The following is a 19,481-nucleotide window of genomic DNA, read 5'->3' as shown; positions in this document are numbered from 1 at the left end:
AGGTCTAATTTGAGAATGATAGATGAAACAGGCGTTACATGCCCATCTGTTTTTCGCGAAGTTCCGCAAGCGTTTTACAATCGATACATAAATCTGCTGTTGGTCTTGCTTCTAAGCGACGAATGCCAATTTCAACGCCACAAGATTCACAATAACCAAAGTCGTCTGATTCAATTTTCTTTAATGTTTTTTCAATTTTTTTAATCAGTCTTCTTTCTCTATCTCGAGCGCGTAATTCAAGGCTGAATTCTTCTTCTTGCGTTGCTCGGTCAGCTGGATCTGGAAAGTTCGCAGCTTCATCTTGCATGTGGGTAACTGTTTTACCCATTTCACCTTGTAGTTGAGCAAGCCAAGCTTCTAAAATAAGTTTAAAATGTTTTAATTGCTTAGGGTTCATGTACTCCTCGCCTTGTGCCTCTTTATAAGGCTCAAGCCCAGCAATTGAAAGCAGGCTAAGAGAAGATGTATTTACTTTTTGTTCCTTTTTCACAGCAATCCCCTTAAGTACAGATTATTTGAAAGCGCTAAACTATAGCAATAATTCAGCCATTGGCAAATTTTTTTTATCATTTTTTTTTACTTTAAATAAAAAAATAATGTAACCAATTGTTATTGATAAAATTAATTAAATATTCCACATTTTTAAATCATTTTTTGGGCATTTGGCAACTAAATCTTTTAACTTATCGTTGTCAGGTAAAATTAGGTTAGGAGCAATATCAAATAAAGGATAGAGCACAAACTCTCTATTTTTCATATGATAATGAGGGATTGTTAGCCTTTCACTTTGCATGACTAAATCATCATACAATAAAATATCGAGATCTAAGGTTCTTGCTCCCCAACGGTTTTCTTTGCGTACCCGTCCTTGCGCTTTTTCAATGGTTTGCAGTTCATCCAGCAGGGCGATTGGCGATAGGCTTGTCGTCAGTTTAATGACGGCATTAAGATAATCATTTTGATCTTGTGGACCAAGTGGTTTGCTGCGATAAAAAGGGGAAATATCCATAACTGTCGTGTTAGGTAGCTGCTTTAATGCCGCAATTGCACGATTGGCTTGTGCCAATGGATCTTCAAGGTTACTGCCTAAGGCGATATAACAAGTTGACATAATGAGATGTTAAATTTTTGATTTGATTGTTTTTGTTGAAACCATTTTAACATATAAAATAATCGCTCCAAATGATTATATTAGTGACTGACGCATTATGATTTTGGGTTATTAGAATATAACTACATAGTCTTTAACTTATAGCTGATGATAGGTTATTTTAGTTGTCTCGAAGTAAACTAATTTCCCTAATCGCTTATCGTATTTGCTTAGTTTGAGAGTTTTGCATGAATTTAGGTCAACAGTTAAGTTTTTTAATCCAAAATACGCCAATAATCAGTGACCCTCAAGTTATTGATTGTGCTATCAATGGGGTAACGGATTATTTTGCTTGCGCTTTACAAGCTTGCCATGAAGATGATGTTTATAAATTGCTAGCATGGATAGCGGATGAAGGTGGAAATGCGAGAGCTTGGTTAATTGGCCAAAAAAAGTTGGCTAGCGCAAGGCAAGCAGCACTTTTTAATGGCTTTCAAGCGCATTGTTTAGATTATGATGATGTACATTCAGATGTTCGAGGTCACCCATCTGCCGTTATTTTATCCGCACTCATTGCAAGTGTTCGATTAGATAATACTGAACAAAAGATTGATGGTAGGCGTTTTTTAACGGCTTATGTGATTGGTATTGAAGTGATGGCTTTATTGGGGCAAAGTGTCAATCCACAGCATTATGAAAAAGGTTGGCATACAACTATTACTTTGGGTGGGATTGCTGCGACTGCGGCTATTTGTTATCTCTATGATGAACCTTTTTTATCACAAGCATTAACGTTAGCTGCGACTCAAGCATCGGGAATGCGTTTATTAATGGGTACGCCGATTAAGTTTTTGCATGCTGGGATCGCAGCCGAACATGCCATACAAGCGGTTGAATGGTTGAGAGCGGGTATACATGCCGATCAGGATTTTTTAGATGATAAATTAGGTTTTTTGGCTATTTATGGGCAAGGTAATACGCGTTTTGATTTAAGTCATTGGGGCAAAACTTGGAAGATTGTAGATCCTGGATTATGGTTTAAAAATTATTCTTATTGTTCGGCTGCAGCTTATATTGCTGATGCGGGGCAATTGCTTTATCGGAATGCTAACTTTAGTGTTGATAAGATTGAGAGTATTACTATCTTTTTTTCTCCACCACAAAGTGATGCTGCTTTAATTTATCAAATGCCTTTGCTTGCTGAACAAGGGCGTTTTTCAGCTGAGTATGTTTTAGCATTAACCCTTTTAGGATTGCCACTTAGTTTTGAACAGTTTTCAGCAAAGCCTATTTCAAATGGCATAAAACAATTGATGCAGAAGATGAAACGCAGTTATCAAATACAACTTATACCCCATCCACAGGCGTACAATAAACGTTATGTTGTTGTTGAAATTATTAATCGCACCGGCGAAAAGTTGATTCAACGAATTGATATTCCAAAAGGTTCGCCAAAAAATCCATACAGTCAGCGCGAATTATCATTGAAGATGGTCAAAGCCGTAGGCGACCAAAAGACAGCGGATAATTTATTGAAAGATATTCGTGCGCTTGCAATCGGTTTAGATTTGCATACATTTTTATTGTCACATCTTTTTACGCTTTAACGATTAAAAACTAATGTTGTGGTTAAGTCAGTTTTTAATCGTTAAATTTCAAAATCAATTTCATCGGTCAATTGGCGCAAAAAACGTTGTGTTATTTCATTTTTTGGATTATCAATTATTGATTTTGCAGGCCCTTCTTCAACAATTACGCCATCTGCCATAAAGATAACTCGGTCTGCAACATACTTAGCAAACTCCATTTCGTGGGTCACGATAATCATTGTGATATGTTCTTTGGCTAGCTGTAGCATCACTTGTAATACTTCGTGTACACGCTCGGGATCGAGTGCGGATGTTGGTTCATCAAATAATAATACTTTGGGTCTGACCGCAAGTGCTCTTGCGATAGCAACACGCTGTTGCTGACCACCAGATAAGGTGATGGGATATTGTGTAGCATAGGGTAACATACCAACGCGTTCTAATAATGATAAGCCAAGTTGTTCGGCCTCTTTTTTATCTTTCTTTTGTCCAACAATTAATGGATAGGTAATATTTTCTAATGCGGTTTTATTTTTAAATAAATTGTAGTGTTGAAAGACCATTGCAGATTGCTTGCGTAAATGGGTTTCTTCTTTATTACTATAATGTTTAGCATCTAGCATTGCTGTGCCAATTTGAATGGTACCATTGTTCGGTTTTTCTAATAAATTTAAGCAACGTAATAAAGTCGATTTACCTGATCCCGAAGGTCCAATAATTGCAACCACCTCGCCTTGTTTGATGTTTAGGTTGATCTCTTTTAACACTTCATTATTAGCAAAGTGTTTAGATAAATGTGATACCGTAATCATAACACTTCTCCTTAACGATGATAGGGGGCAGTGAGTTTCTGTTCTAACTGTTTTTGTATCCAAGAATAGATAACAACAGTCAACCAGTAAACAATGCCTACAGCTAAATAGGTTTCAAAGTAGAAGAATAAGTTAGCGGTTAACATTTTTCCGGCTGCTAATAGTTCTTGCACGCCAACAAAAAAGGCGACAGACGAATCTTTAAGTAATGAGATAAACATATTACCGGTGTTGGGTAAAGCATTAACCATGGCTTGAGGCAGTATAATACCGCGATAAACTTGTATTTTACTTAACCCCACTGTTAGTCCCGCTTCTTTCTGCCCGTGATCAACCGACTCTAAACTTGCTCGGAAAATTTCGGCTAAATAGGATGAATATTTTAAACTAAAGCAGATAATGGCTGCCGTTGTTGCGCCCATTTGTTTTAAAACAGGAAAAATCTGCGGTAACCCATAATAAATAATAAACAGTAAAACAACGGATGGTATTCCTCGAAATAGTGAAATAAACAGTGCAAAAATCGAATCGATAATGATTATTTTATTGCTACGCAGTAATGCAATTGCCAGCCCTAATATAATGGCAAACATAATCGATACGATGGTAATAAAAAGGGTAACCGGCAGATAAGGCAATATCTGCGGAAACACATTTAAAAAATAGTTTACATTAAAATTCATAAGGTAATATCTTCGCCAAAATATTTAATTGCCAAATTTTTCAATGTGCCATTAGTGCGTAACTTTTCGAGGGCTTGATTGAATTTTTCACGCAGTACTTGACCTTTTTCATCTTTACTAAATGGAAATGCGACTTGCTCAATAGTAATGGGTTCACCAACTAATTTGAACGGTAGATTTTTACGCTTAATTTCAGCTAGTAATATCGGTTTTGAATTGACATAGCCATCAACTCGTTGATACTCCGTGTCATACATTGCTCCATCTCGTGTTTCATAGGTCTTGATAGTGATTTCATTGTTAGGAAAGGCTTTTTTTAGATTGTTTATATGATTTGAGCCTAGCACACCAGCAATGGTTTTGCCTTTAAAATCAGATAATTGATTGATATCATTGTTATCTTTGTGAGTTACAATTTGGCTACCATAAAAGCTATAGGTGTTGGAAAAATCATATTTGGCTTGACGAGCAGGTGTAATTGCAACCGCATTGGCAATAGTATCTAACCGCCCAGAATCAAATTGTCCCATCAATCCACCAAATTCCGCAATGACCCATTCGACTTTATAGCCTAATTCTTTGGCAATCGCTTCGGTAACCTCAACATCAAATCCGACTAAATTGCCATCTTGTTTATAACCGTTTGGGTAGCTTTGCCCTGTAGAACCTACTTTAATAATATTTTGATCTGTGACTTGATGGTTGGATTGATTATCACAACCCATTAAGGTTAGGCTAGTTAATAATAGAGCGGATAGTAACGAGGTTATTTTTTTCATTGTTTATTACTCCTTTTTTTCCATTCGGTATAGCTTTTATGATTTAAGATTTTTTCAAAATAGAGCGTGGTATGATCAAGCGTTAAATCCGCTTGCCCTATTTTTTTATAGCCTTTATTTATATATATTTGAGCAAGCCATGGATGATTTGCAGCAGTGCCTAACGTGACGGCGGGTAACTTTAGTTGGTTAATTAAAATTTGCTGTTCAACAAAATCCCATAATGCATTACCATAACCTTGACCTTTATAACGTGGATCGGTTGCAAACCAACCTAAATGGGGTAACCCATAAGGTCCTGGGTTATTGCCCCACGGAAAGCGAATGCTTAAGGTTGATAGTAGCTCATCTTCTTTTTCAAATAGATACACGGCATTCGATGCAATATGCTCAGCAATCTGCGGTTGCGTGACTGTCGCTGCGGCAAAATGAATACCTAATTGAGTTGTGGCTTGATAAGCACTATGCAGCAGTGTCTGATAAGCTGGAATATCTTTATCAGTCATTAAGCGAAAGCTCATGCTAATACTCCACACTGTTGAGCATATTGAATGACTTGTGCGACTTTTTCAGGAGCAGAGCCAAGATAGTTAATTGGATCTAACCAAGAATCAAGTTCCGATTCGGTCAATGTTTGGTTCAAGCTTGGATCTTCTAATAATATCTCTTTAAATGGTCGATTTTGTTCAAACGCTTTCATAGCGCTTTGATAAACCAGCTGATGAGCAGTTTGTTTGCCTAATCGCTTACCAATTTCGAACATCACTTTTTCTGATAACAACAAGCCATTTTGCAGTGATAAATTGGCCAACATCTGATCAGCATTGACTTTAAGACCTTTAAGCACGGCAAGGGCTGTTTGCAGTTGCGCTGAAATGTAAAGGTTAATTTCGGGTAGTGCGATCCATTCGGCACGCCAGCTCATGGCATCGCGTTCATGTTCAACTTTCATTGATTCGTGAATTAACGCGACGCTTTTTAAAAGTGGAGCTGTCAAACTGGCTAGACCTTCTAATGCTGCTGGGTTGCGTTTATGTGGCATGGTGGTTGAGCCAATTTTTCCTGTCGAGAAAGGTTCTTCGACTTCGTTAATCTCAGTACGCATCAAGTTATAAAATTCATTACCTATTTTGCCTAATGTACCACTGATTAGCGCGATGACTGATGCATATTCAGAAAAACGGTCACGAGCTGCTTGCCAACCGATATTAGGGGTATTTAGTCCGAGTAACGTTAATGCTCGCGATTCTACTTGTGGTCCTAGCTTGCCCATTGATGCATAAGTACAAATTGCGCCACTAATATTACCGACTAATACCCGTTGTTTGATTTCACTTAAACGTTGTAAGTGCCGAATAAATTCATCTAACCATACCGCAAGTTTAAAACCAAAGGTTGTAGGGAGTGCTTGCATGCCATGTGTACGGCCAACCATGGGTAAATATTGATATTGTTTGGCCAAACGTTTTAGCTCAAGTGCCACTAGTTTACTATCGCGTTCAATGACTATAAATGATTGTTTTAATTGTAAAACAGTTGCGGTATCGACAATATCTTGTGTGGTTGCTCCGTAATGAATATATTGACCAGCATCACCGACTTGTTTTTGTAGTGCGTTAATGGTCGACATTAACGAGTGTTTGGCTTTAGCTGCTTCTTCGGCAATGTGTTCAATTGATAGTTTAGATGCATCGGCTTTGGCTATGATTGCATTGGCTGCTTCGGTTGGAATAACGCCTAGCTCGCCTTCCGCTTTAGCTAAAGCGACTTCGACGTCTACTTGTTTTTGCAAGCGATTTTGCTCTGACCAAATCGCTCTCATCTCGCTTGTACCAAAGTTATTGCCTAAAATTAAAAAATCTAAAATATGTGACGCCACCCAACTATCCTCAATCATGGTTATTATCCTGTTAAATAATTATTAGTAATTATTGAGAGATCGTCTAATAATCTGTTTGTCTATGGATATAACTAATTGGAATAAAAGATTAATGGAAATGGGCATTTTGGTGATTTGAGTGATAATCAGGATACTTTTTGAGTCGTGAGGGTGGAGTGCGCTAAACAACTTTATCTTTTTGTAAAACACTATAAAACAATTGATTTTGTTTTTTTGTTTTGTTTGCTTCATATTGTTAGCTATCGTTTTAATAATAGTTAAAAATAAAATTAAAAAATTAGGATAAGCTAAGAAAAAATAACCAAAATAAAAACTTTTATTTTTTGTTTTTTGAATCGCTAATTATTTGCCAATTATGCTACATCGCCATTAAGGTACGTATCACGCTCGCGACTTACCCATTTATTTTAGGGCTGGCAACTTTGGTGAATTGTTAATTGAGACGATGGCGATCACTCGTTTTTATAAATTGAGATGCTGAAAATTCTCAGTTCATCACGAAACGGTATAGAATCCTGAATATTTTTTACAAAAAATATAGCCTAAAACGTGAATAGTTTTATGAATACCGCATAGCGAGCACACAACTCACCTAGAAAATGACGCTAACTATTTTCGTGTTTTATATTTAATGGTAGTTATGTTATTTAATGCTTAATCAGGTTTTTCGGTGCGATAAATGGGACTGACCTTAAAGCGGTTAGTTAAATTGGTGACGGTGATTTTTCTTTATAATGTAGGCGTAATACTGTTTATCTGGGATACGGCGTTATATCTATACATTACAGTCGCTTTTCAAATTACAGTAAACAACGCAAGTAATTCTTACAGTTTATCTTTTATATAGACAAGGGATTTGAAAAAATATCAAAAATAAAAAACAAATAAAATCAATGATTTTTATGAATGCTTTTTAATAATCAAAATCATCTCAAATTTAAAAGACCAAAGAAAAACACTCTGGTTATTTGAGTGTTTTTCTTGTGACTTAAACAAATAGCATTAACAATATTCTGGTATTTGTTTATTACAATTTTTATAGCACTTGAACAATCGATTCGCAAAGTCTGGACATGTTATCTAAAGTCATACCTGCCACATTGATACGCCCTGAATTAACAATATAGATACCATAATCATGGCGTAATTTGAGCACCTGTTCTTCGTTCAAACCACTGAACGAGAACATACCGTTTTGTTTGGCGATGAAGCTAAAATCTTGATTAGCCCCTTTATCTTGTAATGTTTTTACAAATAGTTGCCGCATGCGGTGAATGCGTTGTCGCATACCAGTTAATTCATCGATCCACTCTTCTTTTAATTCTTCATTGTTTAAAATGTAAGAGACAATTTTAGCTCCATGGGCAGGTGGATTAGAGTAATTAGCTCGAATAATTGTTTTGACTTGACTAAAGGCACGATCGGCAATTTCAGCATTTGCAGCAATTAACGTGAATGCGCCTACGCGTTCGTTATAGAGACCAAAATTTTTTGAATATGAGCTTGCAATCAGTAATTCAGGGTGGCTTTGCGTAAATAATCTTAATCCGTAAACGTCTTCTTCGACACCTGTTCCAAAGCCTTGATAAGCTAAATCAAATAGTGGTAACCAGCCATTTTTTAAGGCTAAATCCGAAATTGCTTGCCATTGTTCTGGGGTTGGATCGATACCCGTTGGGTTATGACAGCAGCCATGGAACAATACCGCTTCGCCAGCAACAACTTGGTTTAAGCTACTGATCATGGCATCAAAATCAAGAGTGTGTGTTTGTGCACTATAATAATGGTATTCACGGACTTCAAGGCCAGCAGCTTGAAATACACTACGGTGATTTGGCCAAGTTGGATTACTTACCCAAACACGTTTTACTTTGGTCCGGCGAGCTAAAAAATCCGCCATGATGCGTAAAGCCCCTGTTCCTCCAGGTGCTTGTGCGGTTCTTGCTCGTTCATTTTCGCGACCAAAAAGCAGAATTTGTGTTGCAAGATTGAAAGCGTTGACGCCATCAATAGCTAAGTAACTTTTGGTTGTTTCGTCATTTAATAAAAAATGTTCTGCTTTTTTCACACTTTCTAAAATAGGTGTTTTGGTGGTTTCATCTTTGTAAATACCAACACTTAAATTAATTTTATTGGTGCGTTCATCCTTATTATAAAGATCGGCTAACCCTAAAATGGGATCGGCTGGAGCTGCTGTTAAATATTCAAACATAATTCACCTATCTGATCTAATGACTTTCAACGCATTATATACACATTATTTTGTAAGATACAATTTTGATAATCGTTACTTTTGCAAAAGGTGTATACAAGTATTGTATTATTGCTAAACGACTATTGTTTAACATGTAACAATTAGCTTATCTAAAAAAGTGGTTAAATCGTGCGCTAGGATAGTTAATTCACCGGTAATCAAATCCTCTTTTACAATTTCGCCTGTTAAGTTATTGATGGCAATTATTTCGGTACTTTCATTCGTCGATGCGATAAAAATGGTTGGTATGCGTTTTAATTTTTTTTGTTGAGATAAATGAGCAATTAAATTTTGTTCTAACGTTGCAAAATCATCATCATTCCATGCTTGAATTAAGGTCAAATGGGTATTGGCAAATTGAGCTGTCATATTGCCAGCATATTGTGTGCCATAAAAAAAATGAGCGCAGGCGTGTAATGTGATGCCAATGACTTGTTCAGCAATTGTGAGATCTCTTGGTGGCTCCAATAAAAATGGTTGCCAATATACCGTAAGCTGTTGCGTTTTTAAAATGCAAGGCGAGGGGATAGCATGTAATTCTTCGCTTGCTGGTGCGAAGGTGAATTGGTTAATCCAACGAGTAGTAAAATTAAGTAAAGCGATTTTGTCTGTAGAGCTCATAAACAAATATATCTCATATTCAAATTATCATGTTATTTAATCGTCATTATACTGATTAAGTTTTGCTATGCATAATCGCATCAACGTTTTATTTTTGTAAATTGGGTAATTTATAAGAAAGCTTGTAAAGCTGTTTTAGGTAAATAGACGTTTTAGTATAAAAATTTAAGCAAATCAATTAAGTTATTTATTATGTGGGCACAACAGTTGAAAATGTGAAAAATGACCGCTTAACTGTTTGTAAAACAGCCAGTTTAATTTGCTTGCTATCCTTGGCTGAAACGTTAATAATAGAGAGGGATAATTTTATCCTTGTAATGCAGCAATGGCGTTAGACATTACAGTTTGTCAAAATAAAATAGCGTAAGTAGAATCATTATAATTAGATAATATGTTTATTTTAAACAATTACATAAAGATTTAGTTTGTTTGCCAAAATCGGTAAAATACTGTGGGTTGCAAATTAACCATGTTCATAGCGTCAATAAATTATACAATTAGGTTTTTTGTAAAGTATTTAGTGCTTTTTAATTTAATATTTTGCTTAATGTATTATATTGATGTGGTGTAAGCGGTATCGGATTCACATAAAATAATAACAAAAATAACATAAATAAAATAATGAATGCTGTATACGAATATTTAGTTAAGTACCATTATTCATCATTGTTAAAATAATCACTTATCAATAATAAGATTCTACCTACAGTTAATTAAGATTAATTAAGAGTGTAGAATAATGAAAAGAATGTTAATCAACGCAACCCAGCAAGAAGAGCTGCGTGTTGCGCTTGTTGATGGTCAACGCTTATATGATTTAGATATCGAAAGCCTTGGTCATGAACAAAAGAAAGCCAATATTTATAAAGGTAAAATTACTAAAATCAATCCAAGCTTAGAAGCAGCTTTTGTTTCTTATGGTGGTGAACGTGATGGATTTTTACCTTTAAAAGAGATTGCGGAAAGCTATTTCCCATCTAATATTAGTGGTCGTCGTAGTATTAAACATCTACAAGAAGGTCAAGAAGTTCTTATCCAAATTGAAAAAGAGATTCGCGGCAAAAAAGGTGCAGCTTTAACAACCTATATCAGCTTAGCTGGTAGTTATTTAGTTTTGATGCCGAATGATCCTCGTGCTGGTGGCGTTTCGCGTCGTATAGAAGGTGAAGAACGAGCCGATCTTAAACGTATTATTGATGCTATCGAAAAACCTAAAGGTATGGGCGTGATAGCTCGAACCGCTGGGGTGGGTAAAAGCCAAGAAGAGTTACAACAAGATTTAGACGCATTAGTCAACTATTGGACTGCCATTCAAAATGAGGCCAAAAAGCATCCTGCGCCAAGTTTAATTCATAAAGAAAGCGATATTATTACGCGAGCATTTCGTGATTATTTGCGTGATGATGTCGGCGATATTTTAATTGATAATCCTAAAGTTCTTGAAATGGCTAAAAAACGATTAGCTGATTTAGGGCGTGTTGAGTACGTTAGTCGCTTAAAACTTTATGAAGGGGATGTTCCATTATTTAATCATTTCCAAATTGAAGGTCAAATTGAGTCGGCATTCCAGCGTGAAGTTCGCTTACCGTCTGGCGGTTCAATTGTGATTGATGCGACAGAAGCGCTCACCGCTATTGATATTAATTCAGCTAAATCAATTCGTGGTAGCGATATTGAAGAAACCGCATTTAATACTAACCTTGAAGCAGCCGAAGAAATCGCGCGCCAACTGCGTTTACGCGATTTAGGTGGTTTGATTGTTATCGATTTTATTGATATGACACCAATTCGCAATCAGCGTGAAGTAGAAAATCGCCTTAAAGAAGCGATGAAGACTGACCGTGCGCGTATCCAAACGACCCGTATTTCTCGTTTTGGTTTGCTCGAAATGTCTCGCCAACGTTTAAGCCCGTCATTACGCGAAGCAACTCATCATATTTGTCCGCGTTGTCAAGGAACGGGTACGGTTCGTGATAGTAATTCATTGTCTTTATCGATTCTTCGATTAATTCAAGAAGAAGCGATGAAAGATAATACTGTACAAATCGATGTCATTGTTCCAGTACCAATAGCAAGCTATTTACTCAATGAAAAACGTCGCGCTATCACTAATATTGAAAGCATGCATCCTGATGTCAAAATTGTGATTGCCGGTGATGAAGAGATGGAAACACCGCTTTATAAAGTGATTCGTAAGCGTAGAGGCGAAGAAACGGATGTACTAAGTTATAATCTTCCAAAACTGATTCGTGAACTTGAAGAAGAGGAAGATGAACAGCAAGCTGTGGAAGTTATTGTTGAACAAGCCGTATTATCAGGTCCTAAAGTTGAAGCATGTGTAGCGCCAAAAGAAAAAGTCGAGCCAAAAACGAAAAAATCAGGCAGTTTGTTTAGTGGATTCTTTGGTAAGCTACGTAAATTGTTTGTGACAGAAAAACCAGAACCTCAACCAGAGGTTAAACCCAAAACGGTAAAAAGACGAGATAATCAACGTTCCAACAATCGACGTCAACGCAATAGCAGAAACAATAATGTAGCAGGCAATACTGTAGGCTCTACAGAGGAGAGCAAAGAGTCAAGTCGAAATAATCGCCGAGCTAAACAAAATAATAATGCAAATACTCATTTGTCAAACTCAGAAAATAATATTAAGTCAGATAGAGTTGCGGGTGAAGCGGTACAACCGAAGCAACGTGAAGCGAAACCAAGACGCCAACAACGCGCTTTAACTAAAAGTGTTCGTGTCAAAAATGCTGATACTACGATGCAAGTTGAACAAGAAAGAGTTATTATTCCTTCTTTGTTATTACCAATTATTGTCTCTGAACCCTCTAAAGACACTATTATTTCGGAATCTCAACCGAAGCGTCAACGCCGTGCGTCAAGACATTTACGAATGAATGGTCAACGTAATAATAAACGCCGTGTTCGTAATGTCGACCTAAAACAGTCGCCAATGCCGTTACCATTTGCTGCTGCGTCATTAGAATTAGCCTTAGGTCGAGTTGCTGTTGATTACAGTCAAATAACGAATGACGAACCAAATATTGTGGTACCTGTCATCCCTTCACTTTTACTTCCTGTCATTGTTAAAAATGAAGCGAGCCTAAATGACGCTGTTATTGTGGATGATGCATCAAAAAGTTCGTCATTGATTGATGCTAAAGAAGATTTTCAAGGTAGTCAGCAAAATAGTCAGAATATTGATTTGGTCATTACTAATTCACAATCAATAGGTTATTCTTCTTCAGTAATGACTAAAGCACCCGCGCCAGAATATGTGACTTCTGCTATTGCCATAAAATCACGCGAAGAGTTAAATTATCGTTTTGAAGGTAAAGGTAATGCCGGTGGCCTAAGTGCTCAAGATCATGCTTATGCCGCAGCAAGTAAACCGGTGATTCCGGATAACCAATAAATAGATTAAAACGCGGTGATGTGATTATGTCGCCGTGTTTTATTTACTTATAATATCGATAAAGATAAACAATGATTATCTATATTTTCAAAAAAATAGTCACGTTTTTGTTTATTATCTGCGTGTTGGCTCAGATTAGCTTTTGTTTAGTCTATTTTACCCCTCATTCAGCGTTTAACTTTAACAACCTAAGTTTTATTGATGCCTACAGTGTTTTTTTTAAGCAGTTGCTACAAGGCCAATTCAGATTATTAACTGGTGAAACCGTCCCGTTTTTTCATACATTATTGGCTACATTTGAACTTTGTATTCTCGCGTTATTTGTTGCTTTACTGATTGGATTACCTTTGGGTATTTTTCTTGGGCTTAGTAATTTTACTTGGTTAAATAGTACGATTCGCTTAGGATCTTTATTATTATATTCTTGTCCTATTGTTATGTTTGTAATTATCGTCATGTATTGGTTATCACCAACTTGGTCGATATCGATGAATTTCGATGTGTCACCAGCAGTTGCCGGTACTTCGTTATTGGATATTTTTGTTTCATCAAAGACATTTCAATGGCAGGTATTATTTGAGCAGCTTCACTATTTGCTTTTGCCGATCATGATTTTAGCCATTCAACCAAGCATTATGACTATTCAATTAGTCAGTCAAAATGTAAAAAGTACCGCCCGGCAAAATTTTATCAAAATGGCAATTATTCGAGAACGATCACCATTTAAAATTTTACGTCGGCACTTATTACCTAATGCTATTCCTGCGACCATTCCACAATTGACGTATAATACGACAACACTGTTGTTTTCAACTATGGTTATTGAAATTTTATTTAATCGAGTAGGGCTAGGGCAATGGGTGATGATTGCTTATCACCATCACAATTATTTTATTATTTCTATTGCCATTCTAGCTTGTGGCACTGTTATCAGTTTATTAGCGCTATTAGGTGAAATTTCGGCAGTTGTTATTTATCCTTTGCGTCATAAGGAACATTATGTCTAGGCTAGCTAGGTTAATAAAAGGTCTAAAGTTAAGCTTTAGTCGGTTGCACAGCAATCTTTACTTAATTGTTGGCTTTTATGGCATATTGGCGATTACATTTGTAGCCTTATCAACTCAATGGTTTTTTCATGCTCATTTAAACCCTAGTTACCCAGCTTTATTGCCACCTGCTTGGTGGTCTAGTGGTGATATCAATCATATACTCGGTACTAACGCGAAAGGACAAGATATTTTTAATTATTTGTTAATTGGTTATCGTTCAACCATGTCAATGACATTAAAAGCAGTATTTTATGTGGTTGCCATTGGTGGGGTAATTAATTATTTAATGTTTTTTATATCATTTATACGCCCTTTTGTATTGTTTGTTTTTAAATTCTGTATGGTTGTACCGCCGTTACTTGGTGTGATTGTGATTAGCTTATTATTAAAAGATGATATTACCAATATGTTATTGGTGATTGGGTTATCTTATTCCCCACGCTTTATTTACAATATTCATCAACGTGTTATCAACGAATGGAATAAAACGTATATTACGGCCTATAGACTTGATGGACTATCTTCGTTTTCAATTTTAAATCATTATATTCTACCTAACATTTTACCTATTTATTTGACCGAAATTGTTTCCTTATTTGGATCGGTTATTTTGTCAGTTACTACAATAACTTTTTTAGGCTTTGCTAATGATGTTTCCCGACCGGATTTGGGAATGATGATGTTTCAAATGAAAGATATCATTGCTATTAATTATTTGGCCTTTTTATCTCCAGGAATTGCAGTTTCAGCTACAATTATTTTGGTGTATTTATTCAACTTTGGATTATATGGCCGGCGAGCAGGAACTTAATTATGGCATTATTAGATATTCGAAATTTAACTATTGAGTTTATTACGCCAGAGGGTCTTTTGCGTGCAATTGATCGGGTTAATTTGAAGTTGTCAGAAGGTGAAATACGAGGCTTGGTTGGTGAATCAGGCTCAGGAAAAAGCCTTATCGCTAAAGCTATTTTAGGGGTAACTAATCATAACTGGAAGATTTCAGCCGATCGTATTTATTTTAATGATATTGATTTACTTAAACTCACGCCGAGACAACGCCGAAAAGTGATTAGTGCCAATATCTCGATGATATTTCAAGAACCACAATCTTGTTTAGATCCCTCTATGAAAGTTGGGCAACAGTTAATCAGTGCAATTCCAAGAAGAACATTTAAAGGGCATTGGTGGCAGCGATTATTTTGGCGTACACATCGAGCGATTGAGTTATTGCATCGGGTAGGAATTAAGAATCATAAGGAGATATTAAAGTCCTATCCATTTGAATTAACCGAAGGCGAATGTCAGAAAGTCATGATAGCTATTGCGTTGGCTAATCAGCCAAAGCTACTTATTGCTGATGAACCAACCAATGCAATGGAAGCCACTACCGAAGCACAAATTTTTAGGTTGCTCGCTAGTATGAATCAAAATATGGGGACTACTATCTTGCTTATCAGCCATGATTTGCAAATGGTAACCAGATGGACTGACCGTATCAATGTCCTATATTGTGGACAAACCGTTGAAGTTGCTAATAGCGAAGATTTAATTAAATCACCTTATCATCCTTATACTCAGGCGCTGATTTATGCAATCCCTGATTTTGGCAAAGCAATGCCACATAAAAGTCCGTTAAATACCTTACCCGGTGTGATTCCATCATTGGAGCATTTACCAATAGGCTGTCGATTAGGACCACGATGTCCTTATGCACAAAAAAAATGTATTCAAGCACCTGAATTACTACCGATAAAAGATCGTTCTGTTGCTTGCCATTTTCCGTTAAATATTGATGAGTTACCATAAATAATAGGCATAAAAATGAATCCAATATTAAAAGTACGTAACTTATCAAAGCAATTTAAAATAGCTAAAGGGCTTTTTGGCCATTTACAAATTAATGCGGTTAATCCAATATCATTTTCATTAAATGAAGGTAAGACTTTGGCGATTATTGGGCAGAATGGATCAGGAAAATCGACCTTGGCTAAAATGTTAGTTGGTATGATAAAACCCGATAGTGGTGATATCTGGATTGCTGGTAATAAAGTTGAATACGGCGATTATAGTCATCGTTGTCAACTGATTCGAATGATTTTTCAGCATGTTGAAAGTTCATTTGATCCAAGGCTGCGTATTGGACAATTGTTAGAAATTCCACTTAAATATAATACCAATTATGATGCTCATGAGCGTGAAAAGCTAATTAGTAGTGTATTAAAGCAAGTTGGATTATTGCCTGAGCATGCCTCTTATTATCCTTCTGTGATGGCAGCAGGTCAAAAGCAACGTGTAGCATTAGCAAGAGCTCTAATTTTAAAGCCTAAGGTCATTATTCTTGATGAGGCTTTGGCCGCGTTAGATATTTCGATGCGCTCGCAAATTGTTAATTTAATGCTGTCATTACAAGCTCAACAAAATATTTCTTATGTCTATGTAACACAAGATATTGGTATGATGAAACATATTAGTGATGATATTTTAGTTATGCACAATGGTGATCTTGTTGAGTCTGGCAATACTGCTGAAGTATTGGCTTCACCATTAAGTGATATTACCCAAAAATTGATAAATAGCTATTTTGGTGAGGCGTTGACTGCTGATACATGGCGGACTGATACGCGCACTTTTTAGCTCATAAACTTAGCTATTATTTGCATTTTAGCGTGTGGGGTAATGATCACTTTCTTTGGATTATGCACCTGTTTTTAATCTGATTATTATAATGATTTTGTTAAATAAAAAATCTCGACAAATAAACTAAAAGGCACTATATTTAGCTATATGGATTTCTAGACGTCTATTTTGTGTTAAAACTAATTTATCGTTTTTAGGAGCTTTTGTTATGCCTATTTGTATTCCTGACTCATTACCCGCTGTTGATGTGTTACGTAATGAAAATGTATTTGTTATGACCTCATCACGAGCTAATAATCAAGAAATTCGTCCACTAAAGCTTCTTTTTCTAAACCTCATGCCTAAAAAAATAGAGACTGAAAATCAATTTTTACGCTTACTTTCTAATTCATCTTTACAAGTTGATATTCAGTTATTGCGTATTGATCAACGTGAGTCAAAAAATACACCCGTTGAACATTTAAACAGTTTTTATTGTGATTTTGATGATATTCGTGAACAGAATTTTGATGGACTAATTATAACCGGTGCTCCACTAGGAAAAGTGGCTTTTTCAGATGTTGTATATTGGCCTAAATTAACCGAAATTATTGCTTGGGCAAAAGATCATGTCACCTCAACTATGTTTGTTTGCTGGGCGGTTCAAGCTGCATTAAATGTCTTATACGATTTACCTAAATTCACTCGAGCACATAAGTTATCAGGTGTTTATCAGCATCAAATTGTTCAACCTAATGCTATTTTAACGCGTGGTTTTGATGATACCTTTTTAGCACCTCATTCGCGTTATGCTGATTTCCCAATTGATAAAATTAGAAGTTACACAGATTTATCCATTTTAGCAACGTCTGATATTACAGGGCCTTACTTAATGGCAACTCCTGATAAACGTATGGCTTTTGTGACAGGGCATCCTGAATATGATTCATTTACATTAGCTAATGAATATTTTCGTGACTTGAAGGCAGGTATTAATCCAGATATCCCGTATAATTATTTTCCTGATAATAACCCCGATGTTGAGCCAAAAGCAACGTGGCGTAGCCATGCTTATCTATTATTTAGTAATTGGCTTAATTATTATGTTTATCAATTAACACCATATGATTTGACCACCCGTAATTTGACCATTGATGATTAATTCATCCACTGCTTTTTTCTATCTCATTATTGTCGGATGTGATAAGTTTAGCGGATAACTTAATAGCCAATAATAATATTGATAATATTATTATTGGCTATTAAGGCTGAACTATGCTGATAGGCTTGATAAATAGGATTTCTGAATGTAACCAATAGTGGGTATAAAAAATTGCAATAATTGATGACAGATGATCAGAATGCCTTTTCAGTTATAGAATCAAACTTGTAACCAAAATGTCACAGGACCATCATTAATTAATGATACTTGCATGTCGGCGGCAAATTCACCCGTTTGAGTGGTTATTTTTTGTTGACATTGCTTGACAAAAAACTGATAAAGTCTTTTTGCTTCATCAGGTTTAGCGCCTTTAGTAAAACTTGGGCGCATCCCTTTTTTGGTATCGGCAGCTAAAGTGAATTGAGACACAACTAATACTTCGCCATTAGCTTGGTTCACATTTAGATTCATTTTTCCGTCATTATCACTGAAAATGCGATAGCCTATTACTTTTTCACATAAACGAATTGCTTTTTGTTCATCATCATCTTGCTCAACACCGAGTAAAATCAGCAACCCCTGATTAATCTGTCCAATAATGTTATTATCTACTGCAACACTTGCTTGTTTTACTCGTTGAATTAAGGCGATCATAAATTAATTACTCCGGTAAAGGGGGATTATCAACAACAGGCTTTTTTCGTCGATTATAGTCAGTTAAGGTTGCTGCAAACTCGGCACCGAACAAAACAATACACCAAGAAAAGTAGATCCAAACTAACATAATGGGAATGGATGATACTACACCGTAAATGATTTGATAAGTAGGGAATGAAGTAACATATAACGCAAATGCTCGTTTACCTAATTCAAATAATATTGCAGCGATAATAGCACCAATCATTGATTCTTTAAAAGGTACAGATTCGGTAGGAATAATGCTATAGAGTAACCAAAATCCAACCACAGAAATGAAAAATGGTAAACAATTAAGTAGTATATTACCCGTTGCTGCCGTTGATAGCCATTGCATTGAAAAGATGTAAGAGCTTACGGCCACACTAGATCCAACTAAAATAGGACCTAAGGTTAGTATCGTCCAATACATAGTTAGATTGTACATGAAAGCGCGTTTTCGTTTGGTTTTCCAGATATGATTAAGTGCTGTATTAATTGAGTTGATAAGCAATAGTGAGGTCACAATCAACCCTATTATGCCAACAAATGTCATTTGTTTAGTATTGGTGATAAATTGTTCTAGATAATTTTGGATAGTATCACTGGCGGTAGGGACAAGATTATTATAAATTAATTGTTTTAATGAATGACTAATTTCATTAAACATTGGAAACGCAGACAATAAAGAAAAAATAACGGTAATGAGTGGTACTAGTGCAAGTACCGTCGTATAAGCAAGTCCTGCAGAAGAGGTTGTTAGACGATCTTGGTTAATACGAGTCCATAACATTTTCGTAAAAAGTTGTATTTGCTGAAGTGCTTTCATT

The 19,481-nt window shown here is 36.0% G+C and carries 18 protein-coding genes; 7 read left to right on the top strand and 11 right to left on the bottom strand.

Translation table 11 applies throughout. The features are described 5' to 3' along the window. Nucleotides 1-34 precede the first annotated feature (34 nt). Both dksA and folK read right to left on the bottom strand, forming a co-directional pair. Nucleotides 35-490, bottom strand: a complete 456-nt coding sequence (dksA, locus tag GYY69_RS09890) for an RNA polymerase-binding protein DksA (protein WP_065586606.1) — start codon at nt 488-490, stop codon at nt 35-37. Between the two features lie 135 nt (nt 491-625). After that, on the bottom strand, nt 626-1,111 hold the full coding sequence (gene folK, locus GYY69_RS09885; RefSeq protein ID WP_174797521.1) for a 2-amino-4-hydroxy-6-hydroxymethyldihydropteridine diphosphokinase: 486 nt from the start codon (nt 1,109-1,111) through the stop codon (nt 626-628). 227 nt (nt 1,112-1,338) lie between these two features. Between folK and GYY69_RS09880 the strand changes: the two genes are divergently transcribed. After that, nucleotides 1,339-2,697: an MmgE/PrpD family protein gene (locus tag GYY69_RS09880; RefSeq protein ID WP_174797520.1), complete on the top strand. Its 1,359-nt coding sequence runs from the start codon at nt 1,339-1,341 to the stop codon at nt 2,695-2,697. 41 nt (nt 2,698-2,738) lie between these two features. Here the strand turns inward: GYY69_RS09880 and GYY69_RS09875 are convergent, their stop codons facing one another. From GYY69_RS09875 to syd, 7 genes are all read right to left on the bottom strand, one after another. Continuing rightward, on the bottom strand, nt 2,739-3,491 hold the full coding sequence (locus GYY69_RS09875; RefSeq protein ID WP_174797519.1) for an amino acid ABC transporter ATP-binding protein: 753 nt from the start codon (nt 3,489-3,491) through the stop codon (nt 2,739-2,741). Nucleotides 3,492-3,502: 11 nt separating this feature from the next. Then, a complete protein-coding gene (locus GYY69_RS09870; RefSeq protein WP_174797518.1) occupies nt 3,503-4,174 on the bottom strand; it encodes an amino acid ABC transporter permease in 672 nt (223 codons plus the stop codon). Beyond that, nucleotides 4,171-4,953 (bottom strand): amino acid ABC transporter substrate-binding protein, encoded by a 783-nt coding sequence (locus tag GYY69_RS09865; RefSeq protein ID WP_174797517.1) that lies wholly within the window; start codon nt 4,951-4,953, stop codon nt 4,171-4,173. Before GYY69_RS09865 ends, GYY69_RS09870 begins: the two co-directional genes overlap by 4 nt. Beyond that, nucleotides 4,950-5,474: a GNAT family N-acetyltransferase gene (locus tag GYY69_RS09860; protein ID WP_174797516.1), complete on the bottom strand. Its 525-nt coding sequence runs from the start codon at nt 5,472-5,474 to the stop codon at nt 4,950-4,952. The genes GYY69_RS09865 and GYY69_RS09860 overlap by 4 nt, the downstream gene beginning before the upstream one ends. Further along, the gene (purB, locus tag GYY69_RS09855) at nt 5,471-6,832 is read right to left on the bottom strand and encodes an adenylosuccinate lyase (RefSeq protein WP_174797567.1); all 1,362 of its coding nucleotides are present in this window, start codon (nt 6,830-6,832) and stop codon (nt 5,471-5,473) included. Before purB ends, GYY69_RS09860 begins: the two co-directional genes overlap by 4 nt. 1,057 nt (nt 6,833-7,889) lie before the next feature. Then, on the bottom strand, nt 7,890-9,065 hold the full coding sequence (locus GYY69_RS09850) for an amino acid aminotransferase (protein WP_174797515.1): 1,176 nt from the start codon (nt 9,063-9,065) through the stop codon (nt 7,890-7,892). Between the two features lie 129 nt (nt 9,066-9,194). Further along, entirely contained in the window at nt 9,195-9,728 is a 534-nt protein-coding gene (gene syd, locus GYY69_RS09845; RefSeq protein ID WP_174797514.1) for a SecY-interacting protein, read from the bottom strand. 739 nt (nt 9,729-10,467) lie between these two features. Between syd and rne the strand changes: the two genes are divergently transcribed. The 6 genes from rne (at nt 10,468) to metA (ending at nt 17,976) form a co-directional block, all read left to right on the top strand. Then, nucleotides 10,468-13,146, top strand: coding sequence for a ribonuclease E (gene rne / locus GYY69_RS09840; RefSeq protein ID WP_174797513.1), 2,679 nt, complete (start codon nt 10,468-10,470; stop codon nt 13,144-13,146). Between the two features lie 71 nt (nt 13,147-13,217). Beyond that, nucleotides 13,218-14,153 (top strand): ABC transporter permease subunit, encoded by a 936-nt coding sequence (locus GYY69_RS09835; protein WP_174797512.1) that lies wholly within the window; start codon nt 13,218-13,220, stop codon nt 14,151-14,153. After that, nucleotides 14,146-15,006 carry an ABC transporter permease subunit gene (locus GYY69_RS09830; RefSeq protein ID WP_174797511.1) on the top strand — a complete coding sequence of 287 codons (861 nt, stop codon included), beginning with the start codon at nt 14,146-14,148 and terminating at the stop codon, nt 15,004-15,006. Before GYY69_RS09835 ends, GYY69_RS09830 begins: the two co-directional genes overlap by 8 nt. A gap of 2 nt (nt 15,007-15,008) precedes the next feature. Further along, nucleotides 15,009-16,004: a peptide ABC transporter ATP-binding protein gene (locus tag GYY69_RS09825; protein ID WP_174797510.1), complete on the top strand. Its 996-nt coding sequence runs from the start codon at nt 15,009-15,011 to the stop codon at nt 16,002-16,004. A gap of 15 nt (nt 16,005-16,019) precedes the next feature. Beyond that, the gene (locus GYY69_RS09820; RefSeq protein WP_174797509.1) at nt 16,020-16,832 is read left to right on the top strand and encodes a peptide ABC transporter ATP-binding protein; all 813 of its coding nucleotides are present in this window, start codon (nt 16,020-16,022) and stop codon (nt 16,830-16,832) included. A 211-nt stretch (nt 16,833-17,043) separates the two neighbouring features. Then, entirely contained in the window at nt 17,044-17,976 is a 933-nt protein-coding gene (metA, locus tag GYY69_RS09815; protein ID WP_174797508.1) for a homoserine O-acetyltransferase MetA, read from the top strand. A gap of 219 nt (nt 17,977-18,195) precedes the next feature. Here the strand turns inward: metA and dtd are convergent, their stop codons facing one another. Both dtd and GYY69_RS09805 read right to left on the bottom strand, forming a co-directional pair. After that, complete coding sequence (dtd, locus tag GYY69_RS09810) at nt 18,196-18,630, bottom strand: D-aminoacyl-tRNA deacylase (RefSeq protein ID WP_174797507.1); 435 nt, start codon at nt 18,628-18,630, stop codon at nt 18,196-18,198. Nucleotides 18,631-18,637: 7 nt separating this feature from the next. Continuing rightward, complete coding sequence (locus GYY69_RS09805) at nt 18,638-19,480, bottom strand: virulence factor BrkB family protein (RefSeq protein WP_174797506.1); 843 nt, start codon at nt 19,478-19,480, stop codon at nt 18,638-18,640. Nucleotide 19,481 lies beyond the last annotated feature (1 nt).

The organism is Gilliamella sp. ESL0250 (assembly GCF_013345045.1).
GTDB lineage: Bacteria > Pseudomonadota > Gammaproteobacteria > Enterobacterales > Orbaceae > Gilliamella > Gilliamella apicola_H.
The sequence above is the reverse complement of the archived record's forward strand: the minus strand, read 5'-3'. Positions and strand labels throughout refer to the sequence as shown.

What these genes read in the sequence shown, in the direction of transcription:
- folK (WP_174797521.1), bottom strand. Translation starts at nt 1,111, where the DNA reads ATGTCAACTTGTTATATCGCCTTAGGCAGTAACCTTGAAGATCCATTG.
- GYY69_RS09880 (WP_174797520.1), top strand. Translation starts at nt 1,339, where the DNA reads ATGAATTTAGGTCAACAGTTAAGTTTTTTAATCCAAAATACGCCAATA.
- GYY69_RS09875 (WP_174797519.1), bottom strand. Translation starts at nt 3,491, where the DNA reads ATGATTACGGTATCACATTTATCTAAACACTTTGCTAATAATGAAGTG.
- GYY69_RS09870 (WP_174797518.1), bottom strand. Translation starts at nt 4,174, where the DNA reads ATGAATTTTAATGTAAACTATTTTTTAAATGTGTTTCCGCAGATATTG.
- GYY69_RS09865 (WP_174797517.1), bottom strand. Translation starts at nt 4,953, where the DNA reads ATGAAAAAAATAACCTCGTTACTATCCGCTCTATTATTAACTAGCCTA.
- GYY69_RS09860 (WP_174797516.1), bottom strand. Translation starts at nt 5,474, where the DNA reads ATGAGCTTTCGCTTAATGACTGATAAAGATATTCCAGCTTATCAGACA.
- GYY69_RS09850 (WP_174797515.1), bottom strand. Translation starts at nt 9,065, where the DNA reads ATGTTTGAATATTTAACAGCAGCTCCAGCCGATCCCATTTTAGGGTTA.
- syd (WP_174797514.1), bottom strand. Translation starts at nt 9,728, where the DNA reads ATGAGCTCTACAGACAAAATCGCTTTACTTAATTTTACTACTCGTTGG.
- rne (WP_174797513.1), top strand. Translation starts at nt 10,468, where the DNA reads ATGAAAAGAATGTTAATCAACGCAACCCAGCAAGAAGAGCTGCGTGTT.
- GYY69_RS09835 (WP_174797512.1), top strand. Translation starts at nt 13,218, where the DNA reads ATGATTATCTATATTTTCAAAAAAATAGTCACGTTTTTGTTTATTATC.
- GYY69_RS09830 (WP_174797511.1), top strand. Translation starts at nt 14,146, where the DNA reads ATGTCTAGGCTAGCTAGGTTAATAAAAGGTCTAAAGTTAAGCTTTAGT.
- GYY69_RS09825 (WP_174797510.1), top strand. Translation starts at nt 15,009, where the DNA reads ATGGCATTATTAGATATTCGAAATTTAACTATTGAGTTTATTACGCCA.
- GYY69_RS09820 (WP_174797509.1), top strand. Translation starts at nt 16,020, where the DNA reads ATGAATCCAATATTAAAAGTACGTAACTTATCAAAGCAATTTAAAATA.
- metA (WP_174797508.1), top strand. Translation starts at nt 17,044, where the DNA reads ATGCCTATTTGTATTCCTGACTCATTACCCGCTGTTGATGTGTTACGT.
- dtd (WP_174797507.1), bottom strand. Translation starts at nt 18,630, where the DNA reads ATGATCGCCTTAATTCAACGAGTAAAACAAGCAAGTGTTGCAGTAGAT.
- GYY69_RS09805 (WP_174797506.1), bottom strand. Translation starts at nt 19,480, where the DNA reads ATGAAAGCACTTCAGCAAATACAACTTTTTACGAAAATGTTATGGACT.